Origin of the sequence: Rhizobacter sp. Root404 (genome assembly GCF_001425865.1) — a bacterium.
In the GTDB taxonomy this organism is placed as follows: Bacteria; Pseudomonadota; Gammaproteobacteria; order Burkholderiales; family Burkholderiaceae_C; genus LMDS01.
Map to the genome: position 1 here is coordinate 315981 of NZ_LMDS01000001.1, position 23411 is coordinate 339391.

At 68.9% G+C, this 23411-nt stretch carries 22 protein-coding genes and 1 tRNA gene; 9 read left to right on the forward strand and 14 right to left on the reverse strand.

Annotated elements, in window-relative coordinates:
- Nucleotides 1-12: 12 nt before the first annotated feature.
- From ASC76_RS01575 to ASC76_RS01620, 11 genes are read right to left on the reverse strand one after another with little or no spacing between them, the layout of a single operon-like run.
- On the reverse strand, nucleotides 13-2181 hold the full coding sequence (locus tag ASC76_RS01575; RefSeq protein ID WP_056461394.1) for a GNVR domain-containing protein: 2169 nt from the start codon (nucleotides 2179-2181) through the stop codon (nucleotides 13-15).
- A complete protein-coding gene (locus ASC76_RS01580) occupies nucleotides 2178-3296 on the reverse strand; it encodes a polysaccharide biosynthesis/export family protein (protein WP_157615203.1) in 1119 nt (372 codons plus the stop codon). The genes ASC76_RS01575 and ASC76_RS01580 overlap by 4 nt, the downstream gene beginning before the upstream one ends.
- Nucleotides 3297-3316: 20 nt before the next feature.
- Nucleotides 3317-4051, reverse strand: coding sequence for an SDR family NAD(P)-dependent oxidoreductase (locus tag ASC76_RS01585; RefSeq protein ID WP_162247048.1), 735 nt, complete (start codon nucleotides 4049-4051; stop codon nucleotides 3317-3319).
- 28 nt (nucleotides 4052-4079) lie between these two features.
- The gene (locus tag ASC76_RS01590; protein WP_235580302.1) at nucleotides 4080-4748 is read right to left on the reverse strand and encodes a PIG-L deacetylase family protein; all 669 of its coding nucleotides are present in this window, start codon (nucleotides 4746-4748) and stop codon (nucleotides 4080-4082) included.
- Entirely contained in the window at nucleotides 4745-5521 is a 777-nt protein-coding gene (locus ASC76_RS01595; RefSeq protein WP_056461403.1) for a sugar phosphate nucleotidyltransferase, read from the reverse strand. The genes ASC76_RS01590 and ASC76_RS01595 overlap by 4 nt, the downstream gene beginning before the upstream one ends.
- Nucleotides 5518-5790 carry a winged helix-turn-helix domain-containing protein gene (locus ASC76_RS25825; RefSeq protein WP_200947096.1) on the reverse strand — a complete coding sequence of 91 codons (273 nt, stop codon included), beginning with the start codon at nucleotides 5788-5790 and terminating at the stop codon, nucleotides 5518-5520. Before ASC76_RS25825 ends, ASC76_RS01595 begins: the two co-directional genes overlap by 4 nt.
- On the reverse strand, nucleotides 5679-6899 hold the full coding sequence (locus tag ASC76_RS01600) for a DUF4910 domain-containing protein (RefSeq protein WP_200947084.1): 1221 nt from the start codon (nucleotides 6897-6899) through the stop codon (nucleotides 5679-5681). The genes ASC76_RS25825 and ASC76_RS01600 overlap by 112 nt, the downstream gene beginning before the upstream one ends.
- Entirely contained in the window at nucleotides 6850-7434 is a 585-nt protein-coding gene (locus ASC76_RS01605; RefSeq protein WP_056461406.1) for a dTDP-4-dehydrorhamnose 3,5-epimerase family protein, read from the reverse strand. The genes ASC76_RS01600 and ASC76_RS01605 overlap by 50 nt, the downstream gene beginning before the upstream one ends.
- A gap of 13 nt (nucleotides 7435-7447) precedes the next feature.
- Nucleotides 7448-8725: a methyltransferase domain-containing protein gene (locus ASC76_RS01610; protein ID WP_371262077.1), complete on the reverse strand. Its 1278-nt coding sequence runs from the start codon at nucleotides 8723-8725 to the stop codon at nucleotides 7448-7450.
- Nucleotides 8722-9189 carry a hypothetical protein gene (locus ASC76_RS01615; RefSeq protein WP_056461409.1) on the reverse strand — a complete coding sequence of 156 codons (468 nt, stop codon included), beginning with the start codon at nucleotides 9187-9189 and terminating at the stop codon, nucleotides 8722-8724. Before ASC76_RS01615 ends, ASC76_RS01610 begins: the two co-directional genes overlap by 4 nt.
- A gap of 54 nt (nucleotides 9190-9243) precedes the next feature.
- Nucleotides 9244-9759: a glycosyltransferase family 2 protein gene (locus ASC76_RS01620; protein ID WP_056461413.1), complete on the reverse strand. Its 516-nt coding sequence runs from the start codon at nucleotides 9757-9759 to the stop codon at nucleotides 9244-9246.
- 326 nt (nucleotides 9760-10085) lie between these two features.
- Here ASC76_RS01620 and ASC76_RS26000 point away from each other — a divergent pair, with 326 nt between their 5' ends.
- Together ASC76_RS26000 and ASC76_RS01625 are read left to right on the forward strand one after the other, a co-directional pair.
- Nucleotides 10086-10481 (forward strand): hypothetical protein, encoded by a 396-nt coding sequence (locus ASC76_RS26000; protein ID WP_235580304.1) that lies wholly within the window; start codon nucleotides 10086-10088, stop codon nucleotides 10479-10481.
- Nucleotides 10403-11128 carry an NAD(P)-dependent oxidoreductase gene (locus tag ASC76_RS01625; protein WP_235580346.1) on the forward strand — a complete coding sequence of 242 codons (726 nt, stop codon included), beginning with the start codon at nucleotides 10403-10405 and terminating at the stop codon, nucleotides 11126-11128. The genes ASC76_RS26000 and ASC76_RS01625 overlap by 79 nt, the downstream gene beginning before the upstream one ends.
- Nucleotides 11129-11189: 61 nt before the next feature.
- On the opposite strand, the gene ASC76_RS01630 is transcribed toward ASC76_RS01625, so the two are convergent.
- Nucleotides 11190-11266 (reverse strand) — tRNA-Met (locus ASC76_RS01630).
- A 105-nt stretch (nucleotides 11267-11371) separates the two neighbouring features.
- On the opposite strand from ASC76_RS01630, the gene ftsY reads away from it, so the two are divergent.
- Entirely contained in the window at nucleotides 11372-12562 is a 1191-nt protein-coding gene (gene ftsY / locus ASC76_RS01635) for a signal recognition particle-docking protein FtsY (protein ID WP_056461416.1), read from the forward strand.
- A 27-nt stretch (nucleotides 12563-12589) separates the two neighbouring features.
- Here the strand turns inward: ftsY and ASC76_RS01640 are convergent, their stop codons facing one another.
- Nucleotides 12590-13300, reverse strand: a complete 711-nt coding sequence (locus ASC76_RS01640) for a DUF2726 domain-containing protein (protein ID WP_056461418.1) — start codon at nucleotides 13298-13300, stop codon at nucleotides 12590-12592.
- Nucleotides 13301-13346: 46 nt separating this feature from the next.
- Nucleotides 13347-14723 carry a signal recognition particle protein gene (gene ffh, locus ASC76_RS01645; protein ID WP_056461421.1) on the reverse strand — a complete coding sequence of 459 codons (1377 nt, stop codon included), beginning with the start codon at nucleotides 14721-14723 and terminating at the stop codon, nucleotides 13347-13349.
- A gap of 63 nt (nucleotides 14724-14786) precedes the next feature.
- On the opposite strand from ffh, the gene ASC76_RS01650 reads away from it, so the two are divergent.
- The 6 genes from ASC76_RS01650 to ASC76_RS01675 all read left to right on the forward strand — a co-directional run bounded on the left by ASC76_RS01650 (nucleotide 14787) and on the right by ASC76_RS01675 (nucleotide 23324).
- Entirely contained in the window at nucleotides 14787-15632 is an 846-nt protein-coding gene (locus ASC76_RS01650; protein WP_235580305.1) for an inner membrane protein YpjD, read from the forward strand.
- Nucleotides 15633-15644: 12 nt separating this feature from the next.
- Nucleotides 15645-15896 (forward strand): PP0621 family protein, encoded by a 252-nt coding sequence (locus ASC76_RS01655; RefSeq protein ID WP_056461423.1) that lies wholly within the window; start codon nucleotides 15645-15647, stop codon nucleotides 15894-15896.
- Nucleotides 15893-17842 (forward strand): ATP-binding protein, encoded by a 1950-nt coding sequence (locus tag ASC76_RS01660; RefSeq protein WP_056461425.1) that lies wholly within the window; start codon nucleotides 15893-15895, stop codon nucleotides 17840-17842. The genes ASC76_RS01655 and ASC76_RS01660 overlap by 4 nt, the downstream gene beginning before the upstream one ends.
- 19 nt (nucleotides 17843-17861) lie before the next feature.
- Nucleotides 17862-19409 (forward strand): sigma-54 dependent transcriptional regulator, encoded by a 1548-nt coding sequence (locus tag ASC76_RS01665; RefSeq protein WP_056461428.1) that lies wholly within the window; start codon nucleotides 17862-17864, stop codon nucleotides 19407-19409.
- Complete coding sequence (gene ampD / locus ASC76_RS01670) at nucleotides 19406-19999, forward strand: 1,6-anhydro-N-acetylmuramyl-L-alanine amidase AmpD (protein WP_056461431.1); 594 nt, start codon at nucleotides 19406-19408, stop codon at nucleotides 19997-19999. The genes ASC76_RS01665 and ampD overlap by 4 nt, the downstream gene beginning before the upstream one ends.
- Before the next feature lie 442 nt (nucleotides 20000-20441).
- Nucleotides 20442-23324, forward strand: coding sequence for a ribonucleoside-diphosphate reductase subunit alpha (locus tag ASC76_RS01675; protein ID WP_235580306.1), 2883 nt, complete (start codon nucleotides 20442-20444; stop codon nucleotides 23322-23324).
- Nucleotides 23325-23411: the final 87 nt, after the last annotated feature.

Here is a 23411-nt window from a genome sequence, read left to right on the forward strand (position 1 = left end):
AAGCCGAAAGCGTCATGTCAAGCGGGGCCCGTTCAGGCGATGGCGCTTGACCCCGTTGACCAGGATGCCCTCGAGCCGGATGCCCGCCTGCTCCAGCCGCCGCTGCGCCATCCGGGTCTCGCGCAGCAGGCTCTGTTCGGCGCGCACGACCAGCAGCACGACATCGGACAGGCGCCCGACCGACAGCGCGTCGCTCGACGGCAGCAGCGGTGCCGCGTTGATGACGATGTCGTCGTAGCGCTCGCGCAGCGTCGCCAGCGTCTCTGCGAGCGCGGGGGACAGCAGGATGCCGCCGGGGTTGTTCGTCGGTGTTCCCTGCAGGATCACATCCATCGGCAGCGCCGCATGCGGATGGATCACCCGGTCGAGCGAGCGCTGGCCCCCCAGCAGATCGGCCAGCCCCGCGGCATTCTGGTCCAGACCGACCAGGTCGTGGATGCCCGGGTTGCGCATGTCGCTGTCGATCAGCAGCACGCGCTTGCCGCCCTCGGCCATCAATGCCGCTAGGTTGGCGGCGATGAAGGCCTTGCCGGTGCCGGACGCGGGTGCGGTGATCGTCACGACCCGGCATTCGCTGCTGCGCGTTCGCAGCATGAGCGACAGGTGGACCGAGCGCAGGCCCTCGACGGCCGGGTCGTCGGGAGCGGCCCGCACCAGCAGGCGGTGGGTGCCGAGTTCCTCGAGCGCCTCGCCGTCCTTCACGCGGCTGCTCATCAGGCGAAGCTGCGCCTCGCTCTGCGCGATCACGCCGACGGTGGCCGGGCTCGTGAAGGTCTCGTACTCGTGCAGGTCGGACACGGTGGGCTGCAGCGAACGGACCGCGACGACTGCCAGCAACGCGAGCAACAGGCCGACACCGACGCCGATCGACAGCACGGCGGCCGCGTGCGGACGCACCGGCTCGAACGGCTCGACCGCTGCGTCCAGTTGACGGACGCTGATGAAGCCGCTGGCGCCGTCGAGGCGGAGCTGCTGAACGTGCGTCAGCATCGCCAGGTAGAGCTGGGTGCTGATCTGCAGTTCGCGCTGCAGCGGCAGCAGTTCGCGCTGCTGCTCGGGGAACTGGCGCAGGTTGTCCTGCAGGCGATCGAGCGCCCGCTGCACCGTGGCCAATTGGGCCGTCACCGCGGCCATCTCGGGGTGCTGCGGTGTCAGGGTCTGCGCCAGCTGCTGCTGCTTGATGCGCAGTTCCACGCTCTGGCGTTCCAGGTCGCCGCGCTGGCGCAGCGCGGATTCGGCCTCGGTGGCGAACGGCGTGGCCGAGCCGCGGCGCTGCTGGACGCGGAGGGCGTCCTCGGCGGCGCTGACGCGGCGCTTCAGCTTGGCCAGCTGAGTCTCGAGGAAGCCGAGCGCCTTCTCGCTGTCGCGACTGCGGCGGCCGACCGACTCCTCGAGGTAGCGGTTGACCAGGCCGTTGAGCACGGCGGCGGCACGCGCCGGATCGGTGTCTTCGTAGCTGAGCCGAACGACATTCGATTCGCGTGACGGCTCGAACATCTTCAGGCGCTCCAGCACCTCTTCATACGCCTTGAGCGGGTGATTGGCGCGCAGGCTGAACTGCGTGGCCGGTGCGTCCGATGGGCCGTCGATCCGCAGTTCGGCCGGCTGCCCGTCCAGCGCGAAGCGGCCGGCCTCGCCGACCCGTCCCGACCCTACCTTCAGGTCGGCGGCATCGAACAGCTCCCACCGTCCGGCATCGACCGTCAGCGAGAAGGCGATCCCGCGTTGCGAGTCCGGCACGTGAAAGGTGGTCGCGGTGAACCCGTGCCGGGTTCCGATCGGCAGGAAGCCGAAGCGCTTCGCGTTCGACAGTTGAATGTCGGCGCCGCTCGCGAGGATCACGGGCAGCAGCACCTCCCTGGACCGCAGCACTTCCATCTCGCCGCTGATGACCGGGGTCTGCATGGCGGGCGCGCCACGTTCGGCGTTGGCCAGGCTCGGAAGCAGCGGGCTGCGCAGCTGACCGCTGATCTCGATCACCGTATCGGCCCGGAAGACCGGCGCGGCGAGCACGAGGTAGAGAACGGCCAGGGTCGGCACCGCCAGGAACACGCCGAGGGCGAGCCGGCCGTGCTGCAGCACCGCGTCGGCCGCGGCGCGCACGCCGAAGGCATCACCCGGCGGCGGGGCGGGCGGGAGGCGGTTGGCGGCTCGGCGTTCGATTGCGTAGGGGGCGCTCATCGGATGATCCGGTTGTCGGTCCAGGTGTCGCGCAGGAAGCTGGCGGACGGAAGGACGTTGTTGATCAGGCGGGACCAGCGCACCACCGGCGCCGTGTCCACGTACACCACGTCGCGGGCTTGCAGCACGAACTGGTCGGCCAGCAGCAGCGCGTCGGGCGCCGCGGCGTTCAGGTGATAGACGAACGGCTTCGGTTCGCTGCTCGCCCGGATCACGAAGACCTGGCCGGCGTTCGCGGACAGCGGGTTGACGCCGCCCGCGTCCGCCAGCGCATCGGCCAGCGTCATGTCGCCGCGCGGCATCGGCAGCGCCGACTGGCGCAGCACTTCACCGGTCACGAAGACCCGCGCGAAGCGGCGCTCGGGAACGTTGACGATGTCGCCGTTCTGCAGCCGCAGGTTCGCGCGTCCGTCGCCGTTGTAGTAGAGCGCCTGCAGGTTCACGCGCAGCGTGGCGGCGCCGCGCGTGATCGTCACCGCCGACAGATCGGCCTCCGCGGTGCTGCCCCCCGACCGTGCGATCACGTCGGCGAGATCGGGCGGCACGTCCGTCACCGGCACCGCGCCCGGCGTCCGGACCTCGCCGGACACGTACACGCGCTGGCCTCGGTACTGCAGCACCGAAACGTCGACCTGGGGCGCCTTGATGACGCGCGACAGCCCCTTGACGAGCAGGGCGCGGATGTCTTGCACGGTCAGGCCGGCGGCCTGGAACTTGCCGACATACGGGAAGAACATCGAACCGTCCGAATTGACCACGCGGCCCGAGAGTTCGGTGGTCGTGTTCGCCGGATTGGTCAATTCGGGCTGGTTCCACACCGTGATGCGCACGACGTCCTGCGGGGCGACGAGATAGTCGTAGCGCGCCGTCGAAGACCTGAAGGCGGCCGGCAGCGCGGCGGCCTCGTCGGCCAGTCGGGTGCGGCGATCGCTCTGCAGTTGCCGCAGCGTCGGCGCGTCGATCGACTGGAGGTTCGCGCGCGCCTTCAGATCATCGGAGCCGGCATCGAGCGTCATGCCGGGCGCGTGGGCGCAGGCGGCCAGCGTCGCGGCGAGCAGATGAACGAACAGGAGCCTGAAATACGACATGTGGCGGGCTGGGGGCAGGGTGTGCACGGAGGGGTCCTCTCAATCAATCACAAGGGGTCGCGGACGTGCCGCCGCGTGCCGGATATCAGCGTGTCCGACAGCGCCAGGCGGACGATCGCGGCCGCGACGGCCTGCGGGTCTGCCAGCTCGCCGCGTGCATGCCGCGCGGCGAAGTGCGCCGCGTCCGGAAAGGCGTGCGGTTCGGCGCCGCGCAAGGTCGCCTGCATCGCGGTGTCCATCGCACCGGGGTCGGCGTTCACGACGACGAAGGGCCACACGGCGTGCGCCTGGTCCGCCGCCAGGCAGCGCACGAAGTGCTCCATGCCGGCCTTGGCGGCGCTGTATAGCGCCACGCCGGCGCGGGCCGAAAGCGCGCTGCCGCTCGTCACGTTGACCAGCACCTTGCGCGCTGGCGAGGACGCGAGCATCTGCAGCGCCGTCGCGATCAGCGCGACCGGCGACACCAGATTGACATGCAGGCTGCGCGCCAGCGCGTCGACACGGGACTGCTCGATCGGCCCCAGCGGTTCGATCGTGGCGGCGTTGCTGACGAACACGAACTGCTCGAGTGCCGCGAGATCGAAGGGCGCGAGGCAGCGCGCCAGCGTGGCCGCGCTTGCGACCGGATCGCACAGGTCGATCGCGACGCCCTGCGCATGGTCGGCACGGCGTGCCAAACGCAGCACCGTGAAGCCGCCGTCGCACAGCTCGTCGCACAGCGCGCGGCCGAGGCCGCCGGCGCTGCCGGTGACCAGCGCGAGCTGCCGGACCGCAGCGGTCATGCCTGCCGTGGCGATGCGGGGTCCCATGTCAGATCACGGCCTTGCGCAGGTGGAAGGCTTCCGCCATGCCGGCGGGCGCTCGGCATTCGAGGCCGCGCAGGGCCATCAGCCCGCGAAAGCTCGCGGGCCGAAACCAGTCCTTGCCACCTTGCGACGGGAAATGGCGCGCCAGGTGCCGCAGCTTGCGTTCGGCGACCGCGTCGGCCAGCGGCACGTAGAGGTTGGGTCGACCGAGGTCGCCTTCGTACTTGGCGATCTCGTATTCGAGGATCGTGTGGTTGCGCCAGGTCTGCCACGTCAGCTCGGCGACGCAGCGGTGATCCTGGTGCCGGTCTTCGAGGTGGTGGGTCAGGATCACGTCCGGTGAACAGCGGCGCGCCAGCGGGAACAGCAGATCCTTCGCGCCGTCGACCTGCTGGGGCAGGCGCGCGTCGGTGAAGCCACCCAGCACGACCTCGAGCGTGGCGCCGCGGCCGAGCAGCGCGCGCGCGCTGCGCCGCGCCTCGGTGGCCCGCACACCCTCGGCGCTGAACACGACCCAGGTGACGACCAGCGGGCACCGCTCGGCGGCCCAGCGCATCAGCGTGCCGGCACAGCCGATCTCGATGTCGTCGCTGTGCGCGCCGAGGCACAGCACATGCAGCGGTCGGCCGGTCGACCGGAAGTCGAAGGGCAGCATGGTCGTCGTCGCGCTCAACGCTTCTTCCAGACCATCCACGGACATTGCTCGCGCTCGTCCATGCTGTCGAAGGACATCTTGTCCTTGAACGTGTCCATGGCCTGCCAGAAGCCGCGGTGGCGGTACACGCCGAGCTGGCGGCGCTCGATCAGGCGCTGGAACGGCTGCTCGACCAGTTCGTCGCCATCGTGCAGCACGTCGAAGATCTCCTGCCGCAGGCAGAAGAAGCCGGCGTTGATCCAGAAGTCGCTGTCGGCGACGCGACCGAAGGACGTCACCAGGCCGTTGTCGTCGGCATGCACGCCGTGGAAGCTTTGCGGCGAGGCGACCGCCGCGAACGAGGCCACCACGCCGCGCGCGCGGAAGTCGGCGATGTGCCGATCGAGCGGCAGGTCGCTCAGGCCGTCGGCGTAGTTGGCGAGGAATTCCGGGTCGCCTTGCAGGTGCGGGCGGATCCGCTTCAAGCGCTCGCCGATGTTCGACTGCAGGCCGGTGTCGACGAAGGTGATGCGCCAGTCCTGGATGTCGGTGGTCAGGGCCTGCGCCGTCTTGCCGCCGCTGAGCACGAAGTCGTTCGACTGGCACTCGTCGTAGTTCAGGAAGTAGTCGCGGATGGCCTGGCCCTTGTAGCCCAGGGCCAGGATGAATTCGGTGTGCCCGTAGTGCGCGTAGTAGCGCATCAGGTGCCAGACGATCGGCCGGGCGCCGACCTGGACCAGCGGCTTCGGGATCGCATCCGAATACTCGCGCAGGCGTGTGCCCTGGCCACCGCAGAAGAGGACGACTTTCATGGGGATGTTCCTGGATGGAGAGCGCCGGCGACGCTGTCCTCGAGCGGCGCCAGCAGACCGGCCGCCTGGAGGGCCTGCGCGCCGTGGATCAGCGCCGCGAGCGGCGAACCGGATTTGCGCGCGATCGAGACCAGGTCGTGGCGGCCATCCGACTGGTTCAACAGCCACAGCAGCGCGCGTTCGTGGTCGCTGGGACCGGTGCCGCCGACCGCGCCATAGAGGCCCGCTTGCCCAGGCGGGGCTCGCCCTTCGGAGACAGGTTCTGCCAGCGGCGGTTCGCGTCGATGACGGCGATCAGGTCGATCAGGACGGCCAGCGCGCCTTCGATCGCCGCCGGCTTGATCAGCGTCATGTCGTCGGCGGACGAGTGGTACTCGTCGTAGCGGCCGTTCGGTGAGCGTGTGAGCCGCCCGACCGGCAGGTCGAATCCGGGTGAGCAGAACTGGCGCTCGTCGTAGCCGTACGGGTCGAAGTCGATCTGCCGCCCGCCGGCACCGGGCACGAGCAGGTCGGCGGCGCGATCGATCAGCGCATCGCCGCGTCGGCTGCGCTTGTAGGTCAGCGCGCCGCTGTCGCCGAGCAGGCCGATCACGAGACCGCTGCGCAGGTGTGGCAGCAGCCCTTCGTTGCGCGCCAGCCAGGTGAGCGAGCCGATGGTGCCGGGCGCGAACACGAAGCGCCAGGTCAGCCGTGGCTGCTCGGCCCGCAGGGCGCGGGCCAGCGCGGCGGCGACCGCGATGCCGCTGAGGTTGTCGTTCGCCAACGAGGGATGGCAGACGTGCGTGTAGATCAGCGCTTCGTCGCTCATCTCCCCGGGGACCACGCACTCGCCGTAGCTCAGGTGGCCCGGCGCGCGGGTGCTGTCGATCATTACGTCGAACGGGCCATCGCCCAGGCGCTGCCGGTCGGCGTCGCGCAGGCAGAAGCCCCAGCTCTCGCGGTAATAGCTCGTGCGGTAGGGGATGCGGTCGGGATGCTCGGGCAGCGAGTGCAGGTGCGGCTCGAGCTCGGCGCGCGTCATGCGCGCGCGCACCGGCGTGGAGTAGCTGACGATGTGCAGCGTGTGCGCCTGGAAGTCGATCAGCCGGCGGCCGGCGGTGTCGGCGACGTAGGCGTCGACGACGTTCCATTCGGCCGGCACGTCCCAGTCGAACACCGGCGTACCGCTCGGCACTTCGCTTCGCTGCAGCGGTGCCCACGCGTTCACGAGGTCTAGCGTGCGCCGCACACCGTCGCCGGTGATGCTGCGGCACAGGGGGAACAGCTCGCGCATCAACGCGACGGCCTCGCGGGCGACGTCGGCCAGGGCGTCGGGGCGCCGCAGCGCGTCAAGCAACATGGCGATCTGCCCGTGCATGGGCTCCGAACAGGCCGACATGGGCAGCCTCGTCGAAGGCCGCGCGCTGACGGTCGGCCGCCGAGATGCACGTGACGTCCAGAGGCCAGGCCACGCCGAATCGCGGGTCGTCGAAACGTGCGCCCGATGCGAGTTCGGGCCGGTAGGCCTCGCTCATCAGGTACAGCACCTCGGTGTCGTCCAACAGGGACTGGAAACCGTGAGCCACGCCGGGCGGCACGTGCAGGGCGTTGTGCTGCCCGGCGTCGAGCACCACGCTCAGGTGCTGCAGGAACTGCGGCGAGTGCGGCCGCAGGTCGACGAGCACGTCGTGAACACGCCCGCGCGTGCAGCGCACGAGCTTGGCCTCCCGCGCCGGAGGCCACGCGAAATGCAGGCCCCTGACCGTGCCGGCCAGGGCGTTGAACGAGACGCTGGCCTGCGCGACATCGAAGTCGATTCCCGCCTGTGCGAACTCGTCCCTGCACCAGGCGCGTGCGAAGAAGCCGCGTTCGTCGCGGATCGGTTCGATCTCGACCAGGCGGACGCCATCGAGGGCGAGCGGAGTGATCTTCACGACGCGTGCGCCTTCACGGTTCGATGACCTGCAGGCTCGGGATCGGCACCACGAACCGTCCGCCCCATTCGCGGATGTAGGCGGCCTGCGCGACGATCTCGGTCTTCAGGTTCCAGGGCAGGATCAGCACGTAGTCCGGCCGGGCGGTGCGCAAGGCGTCGGGCGCCAGGATCGGGATGCGCGTGCCCGGCGTGTACTTGCCCTGCTTGTACGGGTTGGCGTCGACCGTGAAATCGAGGTAGTCGGTGCGGATACCGCAGTAGTTGAGCAACGTGTTGCCCTTGCCGGGCGCGCCGTAGCCGGCGACGCTCTTGCCGGCACGCTTGGCGCCGATCAGGAACTCGAGGAGCGCGTTCTTGATGTTCCGCGCGGACGCGGCAAAGTCCGCGTACGGTGCCAGGCTGCGGTAGCCGAGCGCGCGTTCCCGCTCCCGCAGTTCGACGACGCGCGGACCGATGGCGCGCTGCACCGCGCCGGCATGCCGCGCGAAGATGCGCAGCGAGCCGCCGTGCGTCGGCAGTTCCTCCACGTCGAACAGCGTCAGGCCGTGCGCGGCGAAGATCTGTTCGACCGTCGTGAACGACAGGTAGCTGAAATGTTCGTGGTAGATCGTGTCGAACTGGCTGCCTTCGATGAGCCGCTGCAGGTGCGGAAACTCCATCGTGATCACGCCGTCCGGCGCCAGCAGCGCCTGCAGGCCGCGAACGAAGTCGTTGATGTCCGGCACGTGGGCGAGCACGTTGTTCCCGATCACCAGGTCGGCGTGGCCGTGCTGGCGCGCGATCGCCCGGCCGGTGTCCTCGCCGAGGAATTCCACGACGCTCGGTACGCCGCGCTCGACGGCGTGCCGGGCGACATTGGCCGCCGGCTCGATGCCGAGCACCGGGATGCCGCGCGCGACGAAGTGCTGAAGCAGGTAGCCGTCGTTGCTCGCCACCTCGACGACCCGGCTGGTCGACGCCAAGCCGAAGCGCGAGATCGCCATATCGGCAAACTGCCGTGCGTGTTCGACCCAACTGCTCGAGAACGACGAAAAATAGGCGTACTCGCTGAAGATGTCCGCGGGCTGCACGAATTGGCGCAACTGCACCAGAAAGCATTGATCGCAAACCAGCGCATGCAGTGGATAGAACGTCTCGCTCTGCTGCAATTGCGCCGGCTCGACATGCGTCTGGCACAGCGGGCTCATGCCCAGATCGATAAAGGTCCGAGACAGCGGTGACGCGCAGAACCGGCACGTCGGCTGCAACGGCGAGTCGAGGGGAGAGGGTTGGTTCATCGTGCCGATCATCGAAGTCCGCGCCGACCGAGGCGCAAGACGGAGCTGAATAAGGTGCTGGACCGGTCTATTCGCATCAATCTGTTGGCCACACTCATCGGTGCGAACAACACGCCCGCCGTCCAGGTGCGGATCGACAAGCGGTCGAGGAACGAATAGCCGGGACACGCCTTCAGCGAGTCGCTCATGAGCTGCAGCAGCGAGCGGGCGCAATCCGCCGGAAACGGGTGCTGCTCGCGCGACGATCGCCACGACACGACCCGGTGCCGCACATGCACGGGCAAGGTCAGCGGTGGCGGGTCGATCAGCACCCCCGAGCGCTGTCGCAGCATGTCCAGCACCAGATCCCGGCTCCGGTAGTTGAGGCGGACTTCGCTGGCCATCGACGTGGAATAGTTGCCGCGGTAGCCCGGCGCGGTCGCAACCGCCTTGCGGTGCAGGCGGTAGCTGCCGAGCGCCCGACCGGCATCGATCACGTTGCCGTGGAATGGTGCGGTGAGAAACGGAACCGTGTCGGTGCCAATCGGCCACTAGCCGGGATCGACAGGGAAGTAGGGCTGGATGGCGCTGCGACGGTACAGGTTGCCGCTGCCCGGTGGCCCCCCGTAGTGTCCGAACAGGCGGATCAGCGGCAGCACATCGCCCTGATGACGCAGGTAGGGCACCGTCCCGGGCAAGGGCCGGCCGTCCTGGTCGATGCAGCGCAGCGGGAACTGGACTTTGGCAGTGGTCGCCTTGGCGAGTTCGATGCAGGTGGAGATCGCGTCCGCGTCCAGCACGTCGTCGGCGTCGAGCCAGACGATCCAGTCACCACGCGCCGCTTCGAAACCCCGGTTGTAGCCCTGGCCCTGACCGATGTTGGTCGGCACGCGAACCACGCGCACGCGCTCGGCGAAGCGCGCAATGACCGCCAACGAGCGGTCGGTCGAGCCGTTGTCGACCACGACCACCTCCAGCGTCGGGTAGGTCTGCGCCAGCGCGGAATCGATGGCCTCGCCGACGAACTTTTCGTAGTTGTAGTTCAGTACGACGATCGTGACCAACATCAGCGCGTTCTCGGAGTCTTCGACAGCAACGAATGGCCGGCAGCTTCACGATGCCGGTCCATCGCGACATCACGTCTCACTCGCGACTGTCAGCGTTCCCACATTTTGGGTTGACGCGCATGAACTGGAACCCCCTATTCACGCGTCGGTACAACCTGAAAACCAAATATGTCGCGGTTTTATTCCCGCATGAGAAGTCGTCAGAACGGGGCCTCTCCACGAGGGCAGAATCGCCGACCGTGTGCCGATGAACTGCGATCAATCGGTCCTCTCCCGATGAAATTTGAACTAATGTCAACAATCGATCGATCGACAAGGACCGAACCGTGCGCACGATGATCGTGGGCAACCTCGGCTACATCGGCCCGGTGCTGACGGCGTTCCTGCGCAAGAAACACGGGGGCATGTCGCTGGTCGGTTACGACACTGGCTACTTCTCCGGTTGCCTGCTCGATCCGCTCGCGCCGGTGGACCACTTGCTCGACTTGCAGATTCACGCCGATGTCCGCAGCGTCCGCGCCGAGCACCTCATCGGCATCGACCAGGTGATCTACCTGGCGGCCATCTCGAAGACCCGATGGGCAACCTGTACGAAGGACCGACCGAAGAGATCAACTCCGCCGCTGCGGCGCGGTTCGCCGATCTGGCCAGGCGGGCGGGTGCCAGGCGCTTCGTCTACGCCAGCAGTTGCTCCATCTACGGTGCCGGCGGCGCCGAGATGAAGAGCGAGCACTCGACGATCAACCCGCTGACGGCCTATGCGAGGTCGAAGGTCTCGTGCGAGCAGGCACTGCGGCCACACGCCGACCCGGACTTCGTGGTCACCTGCCTGCGCTTCGCCACCGCATGCGGCGCGAGCCCGAGGCTGCGGCTGGACCTGGTGCTGAACGACTTCGTCGCCAGCGCGCTTCTGACCGACGAGATCAAGATCCTGTCGGATGGCGCGCCGTGGCGGCCGCTGATCGACGTGGAGGACATGTGCCGGGCCATCGCCTGGGCGCTGACGCGGGACGCGTCCCAGGGCGGGGCGCATCTCGCGGTCAACGTCGGCTACAACGACCAGAACTACACGATTCGCGACCTCGCCTATGCCGTGCAGGAGCAGTTGCCGACCGCGAGCGTGAACATCAACACCGCCGCACCCGCGGACAAGCGCTCGTACCGGGTCGACTTCTCCCTCTACGCATCGCTCAATGCGCAGGCGAAAGCGGGAAAACCTTTGGCGCAGACGGTGCGCGAACTGGTCGACAGCATCCAGGCCTCGGACTTTCGCACTTCGGCGTTCCGGACCTCGTACCTCGTTCGGCTGCATGCGCTGAGCATGCTCAGGCAGCGCGGGCGGCTGGACAGCGCGTTGCGCTGGACCTGACGCGTCCCGGCGACAAAAGACGAAGGGCTGAAGCATCGCTGCTTCAGCCCTTCTTTACTTCTGGTGGCGCTTCAGGGATTCGAACCCCGGACCTGCGGATTATGATTCCGTCGCTCTAACCGACTGAGCTAAAGCGCCTGAGCCCATAATTATAACGTCCCTTTGGGCGGCGCCAACCGCCCCCGGCGCTCCTGCCGGCGTTTCGCCCCTCCACCGCTTTCAACCGGGCTCCGGCCCGACCGCATGTTCAGTTTCTTCAAGAAGAAGCCGGCGACGCCCGAGGCGGCGCCGGCACCTGTCGAACCGTCTCCTGTCGAATCGGCGCCCGAGCCGGAACGCCGCAGCTGGCTGGATCGGCTGCGCGGCACGCCTGACGTGGCGCCGCCCCCCGCTGCGCCCGAAATCCCATGGGTCCCCCCGCCGCCCCCGCCCGTGGCGGCCGCGCCGTCCGCGGACCTGACGCTGCGCCAGCCCGATCTCCCGGCGACCGAGCCCGCGCCGGCCGCGGATCGACGCAGCTGGATCGAGAAGCTGCGCGGCGGGCTGCGCAAGACCGGATCGAGCATCGCCGAGGTATTCACCGGCACGCAGATCGACGATGCGTTGTACGAGGAGCTTGAATCCGCACTGCTGATGGCCGACGCCGGCATCAAGGCGACCGAGCACCTGCTGACCGACCTCAAGTGGCGTGTCAACGAGGAGCGGGCGCGCACGCCGCAGGCCGTCAAGGCCTTGCTGGCCGACGCGATCACGGACCTCCTCAAGCCCCTGGAGAAATCGCTGCAGGTCGGGGAGCACGTGCCGACGGTGATCATGGTCGTCGGCGTCAACGGCGCCGGCAAGACCACCAGCATCGGCAAGCTGACCCGGCATCTGGCCGAGGCGAACCAGAAGGTGCTGCTGGCCGCCGCCGACACGTTCCGGGCCGCGGCACGCGAACAACTGGCCGTGTGGGCCGGCCGCAACCAGGTCGAGATCGTCGGTCAGGAGGGCGGCGATCCGGCCGCGGTGACGTTCGACGCGGTCGTCGCCGGAAAGGCGCGCGGCAGCGACGTGGTGATCGCCGACACCGCCGGGCGCCTGACGACGCAGCTGCACCTGATGGACGAGCTGAAGAAGATCCGCCGCACGATCGCGAAGGCGCAGGCCGGCGCGCCGCACGAGGTGTTGCTGGTGGTCGACGGCAACACCGGGCAGAACGCGCTGACCCAGGTGCAGACCTTCGATGCCGCGCTGCAGCTGACCGGGCTGATCATCACCAAGCTGGACGGCACCGCCAAGGGCGGTGTGCTGGCCGCGATCGCCCTGTGGTCGCGCGAGCGCGAGCATGCCGGCGCGGCGCCGTTGCCGGTCTACTTCATCGGGGTCGGCGAGAAGCTCGAGGACCTGCAGACCTTCGATGCGCGCGAGTTCGCGCAGGCGCTGCTGAGCTAGCCGCGCGCGGGCGTCCTCCCGCGCCGCTCAGTTCTTCTTGAGCGGCGTCGGGCCGCTGTCGAGCTCGTCGTACCAGGTGGACGGCGGCGGCTCGAGCAGTTCGATGAATTCGTCGTGCGTCGAATCGCGGTTCGACTCGTCGAACGGGTTCGGGGCCGCGGTTGCGACCGCGGCTGCTGCGCCCGCGGCCGCGCCGGGGGAGGGCGCGGGCGACGTCGCGACGGGGGCGGGGGGCTCGGGCAGCAACTGCTCGCGCGCCATGTCCACGCCCGGCAGCGCGGTTTCGTTCCACAGGTAGAGCGGCACCTTCGCCGCCTTCAGCGTGCGCTGGATGCGCGTGAGCCGCTTGCGTTGTCGATCGGTCGCCTGCGCGCCCTGCAGTTCGACGACGGCGATCACCTGGGCCGCCATGTCGCAGATGACGAAATCGGCGCACTGGTTGCCGATGCGGCGCAGCCAGTCGGCGTAGGAATTGCGCCGCGGTACGTTCAGGAAGCGCGACAGCGGCACCTGCGCCAGCACCATGTGGTCGGGCAGTGCGCGGGTCAGCACGTTGTACGCGAGCCGCTCCTGCGTGCTCAGCACGCGCGTCGGTTGCGGCGGCCAGCCGGTCACGGTGTCGATGCGGTCGGCGCTGCCGCGTTCGCCTGCGGCGGCGCCGGCGCGCTGCCGCGTCCACCACCATGCCATCAGCAGCACGACCGCCAACAGCCCCAGCACGATCTGCAGTGTCGTCATCGCAACTTCCTTGATGCCGTGGCGGCGCGCGCAGGCGCCATGCCCTTCAACGCGGACCGCCCGGCCCGCCGAGACCCTTCATGCCGCCCATGCGCTTCATCATCTTCATCATGCCGCCGCCCTTCATCTTCTTCATCATGTCGCGCATTTGCTCGAACTGATTGAGGAGGCGGTTCACGTCCTGCACGTGCACGCCGGCGCCGGCAGCGACGCGGCGCTTGCGGGTGGCCTTCAGCAGGTCGGGCTTGCGACGCTCCAACGGCGTCATCGAGTTGATGATGCCTTCCATGCGACGCATGTCGCGCTCGGCGCGGTCCATGTCGGCCTGGCCGGGCATCTTGCCGCCGGTCATCTGGCTCGGCAGCTTGTCCATCAGGCCGCCGAGGCCGCCCATCTTCTTCATCTGCGACAGCTGCGACAGGAAGTCGTTCAGGTCGAAGCTATCGCCGGACTTGACCTTGGCGACCAGCCGCTCGGCCGCCGCCATGTCGACGCCCTTCTGTACCTCCTCGACCAGGCCGACGATGTCGCCCATGCCGAGCACGCGGCCGGCGTGGCGCTGCGCGTCGAAGACTTCGAGGCCATCGATCTTCTCGCTCGTGCCCGCGAACTTGATCGGCGCACCGGTGATCTGCCGCACCGACAGCGCCGCGCCGCCGCGCGAGTCGCCGTCCATCTTGGTCAGCACGATGCCGGTCAGCGGCAGCGCTTCCTTGAACGCCTTGGCGGTGTTGACCGCGTCCTGGCCCTGCATCGCGTCCACCACGAACAGCGTCTCGACCGGGTTCAGCGCCGCATGCAGGCCCTTGATCTCGGCCATCAGGACCTCGTCGATCGCGAGGCGGCCGGCGGTGTCGACGAGCAGCACGTCGACGTAATGCTTCTTCGCGTAGTCGAGCGCGGCCAGCGCGATGGCCAGAGGCTTGTCTTCGCCGGTGGACGGGAACCACTCGGCACCGGCCTGCTTCGTCACCAGCTTCAACTGCTCGATCGCGGCCGGGCGGTAGACGTCGGCCGAGACAGTCAGCACCTTCTTCTTGCGCTTCTCGATCAGGTGCTTGGCGAGCTTGGCGGTCGTCGTCGTCTTGCCCGCGCCCTGCAGGCCGGCCATCAGGATGACGGCTGGCGGCTGCGCGGCCAGGTTGATGTCGGAGACGCCTTCGCCCATCGTCGCGGCGAGTTCGCGGTTGACGATGCCCACCAGCGCCTGGCCCGGCGACAGCGAGCCCACCACCTCGGCGCCGAGCGCCTTCTCCTTGACCCGTGCGACGAAATCGCGCACCACCGGCAGGGCGACGTCGGCCTCGAGCAGCGCCATGCGCACTTCGCGCAGCATGTCCTGGACGTTGTCTTCGGTGATGCGGGCCTGGCCGCGCATCGTCTTGACCAGCCGGCTGAGCCGGTCGGTGAGGGTGGAAGCCATTCGGGGTCGGGCGCCGCCCGCTGCGTGCAGTCTCAGGGGCCGGCGCGAAAGTACACTGTGACGATGATTCTATCGTCGGCCCTTGCGATGACCGCGCCCGCCGCAGCCGCATCGCCTTCGGGCTGGTGGCTGGGCCTACCGAGCCTGCTCGCCATCGTCGCCTATGCCGGTGCCGCGGTGTGGCCCGAGCGCCATGGCGCCGCCCTGAGGGCCTTCCTGATGGCCGGCTTCGTGGCCCATGCGGTGGCGATCTGCGTCGACATCTCCGGCGTTGGCAGCATGTCCGACGTCGCGCGCTTCGGCTTCGCGCCCGCGCTGTCGATGACGGTGTGGCTCGTGCTCGCGGTGTACCTCGTGGAGACCCGCTTCGTGCCGCTGCCCGGTGCGCGCCGTGTGCTTGCCACGCTGGCCGTCGTCGTCGTCGTGCTGGCCTGGGCCTTCCCGGGCGAAGTGCGCCCGCAGGTCGATTCGCGCTGGGCGCCGCTGCACTGGGCATTGGGCATTGCCTCGTATGGGCTGTTCGGCGCCGCGGTGCTGCACGCGACGATGCTGAACCGCGCGGAGCGCCAGATGCGCGCCGCGCCGCGCACGCTCGAGCCCGCACGCGGCATGCCGCTGCTGCGCCTGGAACGCCTGACCTTCACCTTCGTCGGCGCCGGGTTCGTCGTGCTGTCGGCCGCGCTGGTGCTCGGCGCGTGGTTCGCGCACCCCTGGCGCTGGGACCACAAGACCGTGTTCTCGGTGCTCGGCTGGTTGGTGTTCGCCGGCCTGCTCGCGGGCCGCCGCGCGTTCGGCTGGCGCGGGCCGGTGGCGACCCGGGGTGTGTATGTCGGCGCCGGGCTGCTGCTGCTCGCCTACGTGGGCTCGCGCTTCGTGCTGGAGGTGCTGCTGCACCGCCCGCCCGCCTGACCGGAATCCGCCATGAAGTTCCTGTTGTTCCTGGTCGCTGTGCTCGTGCTGCTCTGGTTGTTGCGGGGCAGCGTGCGGCGGTTGCGGCGGCCGCCGCCGTCGGCCAGGCCGCCGACCGACGCGGAGTCCGGCCCGCAGGCCATGCTGCGTTGCGCCGAGTGCGGATTGCATCTGCCGCGGGACGAGGCTCTGCCCGGTCGCGGTGGCGTGTTCTGCGGCGCGGCGCACCGCACTGCCTACGAGCAGGCGCATCCGCTGCCATGACGGCCGCGGAACGCGCGTCCGAACGGCGTTTCGGCGACCGGCGGCGCTCGCGTCGCCCGGCCGCGGCCGACGAGTCCTGGTTCGGCGCGTTCGCCTACGACGCGGATACCCAGGTCCGCGACGACGGGACGTCCGACCTCGCGGACGCCGCCGCGCTCGACGCGCGCGACAGCGCACACCTCGAGCCCGACCCGGCGGTCGCCGCGCGCGGCGACCGGCCGGGTTCGACCGACTGGCGTTTCGTCTCGCGCACCGCGAGCCGCGTCGCGGAACTCGGCCAGACCGCGTTCGAGCGCCTGTACCGCGCGTTCACGGCGGCGCGCGCCGCGCTCGGGCTCGCGCTGGTGGCCGCGCTGGCCGTCGGCGGCGTGTTCGGTCTGCGGCCGACGCCCGCGGTCACCGCGATCAGCGTGGCGTATGCCGCTCTGGCGATCGGCTTGTGGCTGTTGCCGTTCCAGCGCCGCGCGCCGCCGCCGCGCGAGATGGCGCATCTGACCCGCACGCAGTGGATCGCGACGATCGGCGTCGACCTCGTGTGTTTCACGGCGCTGCACGTGCTGGCGACCAGTTCGAGTCTCAACTACGTGGCCCTGCTGGTGTTGCCGGTCCTGATGGCCGGGGTGCTGACGCCGCGCCTGGCGGCGCTGGCGACGGCGGCCGGCGTGACGATCGCGCTGCTGGTGGCCGCGTGGCTGAACCTCGTCGGCGGCACCGAAGGCACGGTGCAGATGACGCAGGCGGGCCTCGCCGGCACCGGCTTCTTCGTGATCACGGTGCTCGCCGGCGAGTTGGCGGGGCGGCTCGCGCGCGAAGAGCTGACCGCGCGCGGCAGCCTCGAGATGGCGCGCCAGCAGGCGCAGTTGAACCGGCTCGTGATCGAGGAGATGCAGGACGGCGTGCTCGTCGTCGACCGGCGCGGCCGCGTGCGCGCCGCCAACCCGGCGGCGCGCCGGCTGCTCGCGCCGAACGGGATGAGCCGGCCGGCCCCGTTCCAGCTGCGCGGCGTGCATGCATGGGACGCGCTGGTCAAGACCGTCGAGCGCGCCTTCAGCGAGGCCACCTGGCCCGAGGCCGGCCGCGACGTGGTGCTGCAGTTCGAGAACAGCTCGGTGAATGCGATCGGCGCGCAGCGCACCTTGCGCGTGCGGGTGCGCTTCACCCGCAAGCGCGAGCCGCAGACGATCGAGGAGTTCTGCGTGATGTTCCTCGAGGACGTGCGCAACATGCAGGCCCGCAGCCGCCAGGAGAAGCTCGCCGCGATGGGCCGGGTCTCGGCCGGCATCGCGCACGAGATCCGCAATCCGCTCGCCGCGATCTCGCAGGCCAATGCGTTGCTCGAGGAGGACGCGACCGATCCGGCTCAGCGCCGCCTGATGGCCATGGTCAGCGACAACGTCGAGCGTCTCAAGCGCATCGTCGACGACGTGATGGAGGTTGCACCCGGGGCGGTGCCCGAGGTCGGCGTGCTCGATGCCACCGCGCAGGTCGGCGCCGTGTGCAGCGAGTGGGCGCGCGCGAACCAGGTGGCGCTCGGTGCCGACAGCATCCTGCGCGTCGACCTGCCGACCGAGCCGGTCGGCGTGCTCTTCGACGGCGAACACCTGCGCCGCGTGCTCGTCAACCTGCTCGACAACGCGCTGCGCCATGCCAGCCGCAACCCCGGTGCCATCCACCTGCGGCTCGATTCCCGGCACGAGGCGCAGGCGTTCCTCAGCGTGGCGAGCGACGGCGCGCCGATTCCGCCCGATGTGGAGCCCTACCTGTTCGAGCCGTTTTTCTCGACACGCAGCCGCGGGACCGGGCTGGGCCTGTATATTTGCCGCGAGCTCTGCGAGCGCTACGGCGCAACCATCGATTACCGGTTGCGGGCGGACAACCTCGCACAGCGCAACGAGTTCTACGTCGACATGCAGCGCAAGGCACTGGGCCCGAGTCTGTTGAACTGATCAGACCCTTCACGCACCCATGACAAACCCTTCGCACTTCAGCCTGCTGGTCGTCGACGACGAACCCGACCTGCGCACCCTGTACGAACTGACGCTGCTGCGCGAGGGCTACGACATCGAGACCGCCGGCACGGTGCAAGGCGCGTTGCTGCACCTGAAGGACCGAACCTACAGCGCCGTGATCACCGACATGCGGCTGCCCGACGGCTCCGGCCTGGACGTGCTGCGCTGGATCGAAGAGGCCGGCCGGCGCGAGAAGACGATCGTGATCACCGCGTACGGCTCGGCCGAGAACGCGGTCGAGGCGTTGAAGGCGGGTGCGTACGACTACCTGACCAAGCCGGTCGACCTGAAGCAATTTCGTGCCGTCGTGGGCTCGGCGCTCGGCCGCGCAGGCAGTGCGATCGGCCCGACGATCGACCCGGCGACGCTGCCGTCCGAGACCGGTGCGCCGGCCACCGCCGTCAAGCGACCGCCCGCGGCACCGACGCCGCCCCCCGCGCCGGTCAGCCAGGCACTGAGCCGGATGGCCGGCCACTCCAGCGCGATGCAGCAGGTCCGCTCGCTGGTCGACAAGGTCGCGCGCAGCATGGCGCCGGTGCTGGTCCACGGCGAATCGGGCACCGGCAAGGAACTGGTCGCGCGCGCGATCCACGAGGTCAGCGTGCGCAGCACGCAGCCGTTCGTCGCGGTCAACTGCAGCGCGATCCCCGAGCAGCTGCTCGAGGCCGAGTTCTTCGGCTACCGCAAGGGCGCGTTCACCGGTGCGATCGACGACCGCGAGGGCTTCTTCCAGGCCGCCAACGGCGGCACGTTGTTCCTCGACGAGATCGGCGACCTGCCGCTGGCGATGCAGTCGAAGCTGCTGCGGGCGATCCAGGAACGCTCGGTGCGACCGGTCGGTGCGGTCACCGAAGTGCCGGTCAACGTCCGTCTGCTCAGCGCCACCCACAAGGACCTGGCGGCCGAAGTGCACGCCGGGCAGTTCCGCCAGGATCTCTATTACCGCCTCAACGTCATCCAGATCCGCGTGCCGCCGCTGCGCGAGCGTCTCGAGGACCTGGTCTCGATCAGCGAGCGCGTGCTCGAGCGCATCGCCAGCGATGCCGGCGTCTCGCCGGCGCCGCGGCTGACCCGCGACGCGCTGGTGCACCTCGAGCGCTATCCCTTCCCGGGCAACGTGCGCGAACTCGAAAACCTGCTGCACCGTGCGGTCGCGCTGTCGGGTGGCGAGACGATCGACGTCTACGACCTCGGCCTGCCCGAATCGGTGTTCACCGACAGCGCCGCGCAGGAACTCGATCTGATCACCGAGAACACGCGCGGCGACGTGCTGCAGGCGATCCGCGAATCGCTGCCCCCGGTTCCGGTGGAAGTGCCGCTGCCGGACGATCTGGAATTGCACCTCGACCAGGTCGAGCGCGACATCCTCGTGCGCGCGCTCGAGCGTCACCGGTTCAACCGCACCGCGGCGGGCGCGAGCCTCGGGCTCTCGCTGCGCCAGATGCGCTATCGGATGGCGCGGCTGGGCGTCAACGTCGGCGGCGACAGCCCCGATCGCGAGTGAACCGGCGCGGCGGCGAAGCAGACGACGCCTTTTCGCCGGACGGCTGGCTGGCGATGGCGCGCCATTGCCCGTCGCCGAATTTCGGGCCGCGGCCCGACGGCCTGCCGATCGACCTGGTCGTGGTCCACTCGATCAGCCTGCCGCCTGGCGAGTACGGCGGCGACGCGATCGAGCGCCTGTTCACGAACCGGCTCGACTGGGACGCGCATCCGTACTACGGCGCGATCCGCGGTCTCGAAGTCTCGGCGCACTTTCTCGTTCGCCGCGACGGCGAGCTGCTGCAATTCGTCTCGTGCGACGCGCGGGCCTGGCACGCCGGCGCGTCGTCGTGGCGCGGACGCGCGGATTGCAATGCGTTCTCGATCGGCATCGAACTCGAGGGCCTGGAGGGCGAGCGCTTCGAGCCGGCGCAATACGACGCGCTGGCGCAGTTGCTCGCTGCGCTGCAGGTGCGCTACCCGATCGCTGCGATCGTCGGTCATGAACACATCGCTCCCGGACGCAAGAACGACCCGGGCGCGGGCTTCGACTGGGCCTGGTTGCGTGCGCAGCACGCGCTTCGAGATCGGGACTTTCCCGAGACCTCCTGACGACGCCCGCGGCGCGTCTCGCGCAAGGCACGCGGGCATGCACGATGCAACCCCATTTGGCGCGCTGTGCAAGGCGTGGCGCGGGTGCGCTCCGCCAGGCCCAGCAGCGGCGCGGGCTGGCGGCCCGCGGGCCGTGCGGCGCCATTTCGGGCGGTGTTCGTCCGTGCTTGCGCACACTATAGGTAGTGGTAAAGTCGGTCCCGCACCCTAGATATGGGGTCTGAACACGAGACATCGACGCGCTCGCGTTCCGGCTCACTGCAACGCTCGCGAGCCTGATCCGTCGCACTTGCGGCGACCCGCCAACACACCTTTGACGCACTTTCCGCACAGCCGGCCCGAACCGCCGGTTGAAGCGCTTTCCCAGAACATTCGACCGAGGAATTCAATGCAACCGTCCGCCGCCACCCCCACCGTTCCTGCTGCCGTCGCCGCGAGGCCGATGGCCACTTCCGGCGCCGCCACGCCGTCGGTCTACCAGGGCTACCAGATCATCCGCCGCAACGGTGCGGTCGTCGCGTTCGAGCCGAACAAGATCGCGGTCGCGCTGATGAAGGCCTTCCTGGCGGTGCACGGCACGCAGGGTGCGGCCTCGGCCAGCGTGCGCGAGACGGTCGATGGCCTGACCGAGTCGGTCGTGCGCGCGCTGCTGCGCTCGCGCCCGGGCGGCGGCACCTTCCACATCGAAGACGTGCAGGACCACGTCGAGCTCGGCCTGATGCGCGGCGGTCACCATGAAGTGGCGCGTGCCTACGTGCTGTACCGCGAGCGCCGCACCCAGGAGCGTGCGAAGCAGGGCCACCCGGCGCCGGTCGCCGAGCCGGCGCTGACCGTGATCGACCGCGGCCAGCGCGTGCCGCTCGACTTCGCCCGCCTGCAGACCATCATCGACTCGGCCTGCGCGGGCCTGGGCAGCGAGGTCAAGCCCGAGCCGATCATGGCCGAGACCCGCCGCAACCTGTACGACGGCGTGCCGATCGACGAAGTGCACAAGGCCTCGATCCTGGCCGCGCGCACGCTGATCGAGAAGGACCCGGGCTACACGCGCGCCACCGCGCGGCTGCTGCTGCACACGATCCGCCGCGAGATCCTCGGCGAGGAGACGCTGCACTCCGACATGGCCACGCGCTACGCCGAGTACTTCCCGGGCTTCATCAAGAAGGGCGTGCAGGCCGAACTGCTCGACGACAAGCTGCTGCAGTTCGACCTGCCGCGCCTGGGCGCCGCGATGAAGGCCGACCGTGACCTGCAGTTCGACTACCTCGGCCTGCAGACCCTGTACGACCGCTACTTCCTGCACATCGACGAGCAGCGCATCGAACTGCCGCAGGCGTTCTACATGCGCGTCGCGATGGGCCTGGCGCTGAACGAGATCGACCGTGAAGCGCGCGCGATCGAGTTCTACGAGGTGCTCTCCAGTTTCGACTTCATGAGCAGCACGCCGACCCTGTTCAACGCCGGCACCCGCCGCTCGCAGCTGTCGAGCTGCTACCTGACGACCGTGGCCGACGACCTGGACGGCATTTACGAGGCGCTGAAAGAGAACGCGCTGCTGAGCAAGTTCGCCGGCGGCCTCGGCAACGACTGGACCAACGTGCGTGCGCTCGGCTCGCACATCAAAGGCACCAACGGCAAGAGCCAGGGCGTGGTGCCGTTCCTGAAGGTCGTCAACGACACCGCGGTCGCGGTCAACCAGGGTGGCAAGCGCAAGGGCGCGGTCTGCGCCTACCTGGAAAGCTGGCACCTCGACCTGGAAGAGTTCCTCGAGCTGCGCAAGAACACCGGCGACGACCGCCGCCGCACGCACGACATGAACACCGCGAACTGGATTCCCGACCTGTTCATGAAGCGCGTGATGGACGGTGGCGACTGGACGCTGTTCTCGCCCAGCACCTGCCCCGACCTGCACGACAAGTTCGGCAAGGCCTTCGAAGCGGCCTACACCGCCTACGAGGACAAGGCCGCACGCGGCGAGATCAAGCTGTTCAAGAAGGTGCCGGCACGTGACCTCTGGCGCCGCATGCTCTCGATGCTGTTCGAGACCGGCCACCCCTGGATCACCTTCAAGGACGCCTGCAACGTGCGCTCGCCGCAGCAGCATGTCGGCGTCGTGCACTCGAGCAACCTGTGCACCGAGATCACGCTGAACACCAGCGAGACCGAGATCGCGGTCTGCAACCTCGGCTCGGTGAACCTCGTGCACCACATCGCCGTCGACGCGAACGGCGTCAAGGGCATCGACCACGCCAAGTTGAAGAAGACCGTGTCGACCGCGATGCGCATGCTCGACAACGTGATCGACATCAACTACTACGCCGTCAAGAAGGCGCGCGACTCGAACCTGAAGCACCGCCCGGTCGGCCTGGGCATCATGGGCTTCCAGGACGCGCTTTACGAACTCGGGGTGCCGTATGCCTCCGACGCGGCGGTCGCGTTTGCCGACCAGTCGATGGAAGCCGTCTGCTACCAGGCCTACTGGGCCTCGACCGAACTGGCCGCCGAGCGCGGGCGCTACTCGAGCTACCGCGGCTCGCTGTGGGACCGCGGCATCCTGCCGATCGACTCGCTCGACCTGCTCGCCGAGCAGCGCGGCGGGTACGTCGAGGTCGACCGCAGCGTCACGCTGGACTGGGACGCGCTGCGCACCCGCATCCGCGAGCACGGCATGCGCAACTCGAACTGCACGGCGATCGCCCCGACCGCGACGATCTCGAACATCGTCGGCGTCAGCGCCTCGATCGAGCCGTCGTTCGGCAACCTGTCGGTCAAGTCGAACCTGTCGGGCGAATTCACCATCGTCAACGAGTACCTGGTGCGCGACCTGAAGAAGCTCGGCCTGTGGGACGACGTGATGGTCATGGACCTCAAGCACTTCGACGGTTCGCTGCGCCGCATCGACCGCGTGCCCGAGGACCTGAAGTCGCTGTACGCGACCGCGTTCGAGATCGAGACGCAGTGGCTGGTCGAGGCCGCGGCGCGGCGCCAGAAGTGGATCGACCAGGCGCAGTCGCTCAACATCTACATGGCCGGCGCGTCGGGCAAGAAGCTCGACGAGACCTACAAGCTCGCCTGGCTGCGCGGCCTGAAGACGACCTACTACCTGCGCACCGTCGGCGCGACGCATGCCGAGAAGTCGACGGTGAAGGCGGGCCATCTGAACGCGGTGTCCAGCGATGGCGGCGTGTCGAAGTCGGCGGCGCAAAACGCGGCCGCTGCGACGGCTGCGCAGGCGGTCGATGCATCGATGAGCCTGAACCATGTCGACCCCGCGACCGACATGAAGTTCTGCGCCATCGACAACCCCGACTGCGAAGCGTGCCAGTGAGTCGCTGACGCATCGCAACGCATCACGCGATGAAGAACACATCGATGTCACGCAGTGCGTGACATCGATGACGAAGAGTCGATGCGA

Coding starts and splice junctions, on each gene's coding strand:
- ffh (WP_056461421.1), bottom strand. CDS start 14,723: ATGGCTTCCACCCTCACCGACCGGCTCAGCCGGCTGGTCAAGACGATG.
- ASC76_RS01595 (WP_056461403.1), bottom strand. CDS start 5,521: ATGAAAGTCGTCCTCTTCTGCGGTGGCCAGGGCACACGCCTGCGCGAG.
- ASC76_RS01640 (WP_056461418.1), bottom strand. CDS start 13,300: ATGACGACACTGCAGATCGTGCTGGGGCTGTTGGCGGTCGTGCTGCTG.
- ASC76_RS01600 (WP_200947084.1), bottom strand. CDS start 6,899: ATGTCGGCCTGTTCGGAGCCCATGCACGGGCAGATCGCCATGTTGCTT.
- ASC76_RS01655 (WP_056461423.1), top strand. CDS start 15,645: ATGAAGTTCCTGTTGTTCCTGGTCGCTGTGCTCGTGCTGCTCTGGTTG.
- ASC76_RS01575 (WP_056461394.1), bottom strand. CDS start 2,181: ATGAGCGCCCCCTACGCAATCGAACGCCGAGCCGCCAACCGCCTCCCG.
- ASC76_RS01610 (WP_371262077.1), bottom strand. CDS start 8,725: ATGATCGGCACGATGAACCAACCCTCTCCCCTCGACTCGCCGTTGCAG.
- ASC76_RS01620 (WP_056461413.1), bottom strand. CDS start 9,759: ATGTTGGTCACGATCGTCGTACTGAACTACAACTACGAAAAGTTCGTC.
- ASC76_RS01585 (WP_162247048.1), bottom strand. CDS start 4,051: ATGACCGCTGCGGTCCGGCAGCTCGCGCTGGTCACCGGCAGCGCCGGC.
- ASC76_RS01650 (WP_235580305.1), top strand. CDS start 14,787: ATGATTCTATCGTCGGCCCTTGCGATGACCGCGCCCGCCGCAGCCGCA.
- ASC76_RS01660 (WP_056461425.1), top strand. CDS start 15,893: ATGACGGCCGCGGAACGCGCGTCCGAACGGCGTTTCGGCGACCGGCGG.
- ftsY (WP_056461416.1), top strand. CDS start 11,372: ATGTTCAGTTTCTTCAAGAAGAAGCCGGCGACGCCCGAGGCGGCGCCG.
- ASC76_RS01665 (WP_056461428.1), top strand. CDS start 17,862: ATGACAAACCCTTCGCACTTCAGCCTGCTGGTCGTCGACGACGAACCC.
- ASC76_RS01675 (WP_235580306.1), top strand. CDS start 20,442: ATGGCCACTTCCGGCGCCGCCACGCCGTCGGTCTACCAGGGCTACCAG.